The sequence below is a fragment of the Leucobacter weissii genome, assembly GCF_017565745.1.
Lineage (GTDB): Bacteria > Actinomycetota > Actinomycetes > Actinomycetales > Microbacteriaceae > Leucobacter > Leucobacter weissii.
In genome coordinates, this window is the sequence record NZ_JAGDYM010000026.1 from 1 (window position 1) to 1,333 (window position 1,333).

Genomic DNA, 1,333 nt, shown 5'->3' on the forward strand with positions numbered 1-1,333 from the left:
TGTCCCGCGTCAAGTAGTTGGCAGGATTTCTTCTCGTTCGAAGTTGGGGATGGTGGGGTCGGCCAGGCCCAGGTGCACCTCCATTGGCCGGTTCCAGGAGATCGCCTCGTGCGGGCGGATCTCGTTGTATTCGATCCGGTAGTCCTCGGCACGTTCGATGAGCTCGAGGGCGTCGTTGATCTCGTCGAGGAACAGCCGCTCGTACTTCAACGTCCCGAACCCGCGTTCGCGTGATCCGTTCTGCCCGGGCGACTTGACCCGGGTGCGCACGTGCCGCAGCTCGGGGTGCCGCATGATGAACAGCTCGAAGTTCAGCGACCGGAACGGTCCGCCGTTGTCGGTGACGATGGTCACGACCGGCAGCAGCTCGCCGGTCGCTTCATCGACCTCACACTGGTCGACGAGGGCGTGCCCGAACATGGTCTCGTAGTCGGCCAGGGCGAGCTCGATCGCGGCGATCGCGTCATGCTGGTTCCCCGTCGGCGACACGTGGAACGGGTGCTCCAGCTTGGAGAACCAGTCTCGGCACCCGGCAATCCGCCACGTCCCGCCCTGGGTGGTCTCGAACTCGCTGAAGTCCAGCTGCCACACCTGGTTCGGGCCGGTCGGGGTCACCGCGAACGCGGCCTTGCGGTCCTTCGCGAGCTCGCGACGCTGCTTCTGGTACTGCGACGGCAGGATCAGCCCGTCGTCGCGCAGCAGCCGCAGCACGGTCGCCTGCGAGACCCGGTGCCCGTCGTGGCGGGTCATCGCCCAGATCTTCCGGTGACCCCACTCCGGCTTGGCCAGCGCATGCTTGGTCACCAGCGGCCGCGCCGCTTCCCGCGCCGGTCGTGGCCACGGACCCTTCGGCGGACGGGACCGCTTTGCTCTGGCCTGCCAGCGGCGATACGACCGTTCGGGCACGCCGATCAGCTTCACGAACCTCGCGGTCGGCATGCCCGCCTCGACACGGATCACCTCGAGGTCCTCGAAGGGCCCAGCCGGCCCTCCGCGCTCTTCTTCCACACGCGGATCTCGACCGCGGCCTCACCCAGCGCCTGGGTCAGCTCCGCGACCTCGTCCTCGAGTTGCTGCTCCCGTGTCGACGGGCCGGACTTGCCCGCGATCAGAGCGGTCTTGCCGCCTTCGAGGAAGTCCAGCTTCCACCGGCCGATCGACTGCTCACTGACTTTCTCGCGTCTCGCCGCCTCCGCGATCGTGATCTCACCGGCAAGGACGCTCAGCACGATCCTTGTCTTCTTCTCCACCGGAATCTGGGGTGGTCTTCCCATGTCGGACTCTCCGTTCAGGACTCAACTAACAGCCCTGCCACATAGTCTGACGCGCGACA

General features: G+C 66.5%; 2 protein-coding genes. Both read right to left on the reverse strand.

Annotated elements, in window-relative coordinates:
• Window positions 1–9 precede the first annotated feature (9 nt).
• Entirely contained in the window at window positions 10–960 is a 951-nt protein-coding gene (locus J4H92_RS15155; protein WP_208099013.1) for an integrase core domain-containing protein, read from the reverse strand.
• On the reverse strand, window positions 957–1,274 hold the full coding sequence (locus tag J4H92_RS15160) for a transposase (protein WP_208099014.1): 318 nt from the start codon (window positions 1,272–1,274) through the stop codon (window positions 957–959). Before J4H92_RS15160 ends, J4H92_RS15155 begins: the two co-directional genes overlap by 4 nt.
• Window positions 1,275–1,333 lie beyond the last annotated feature (59 nt).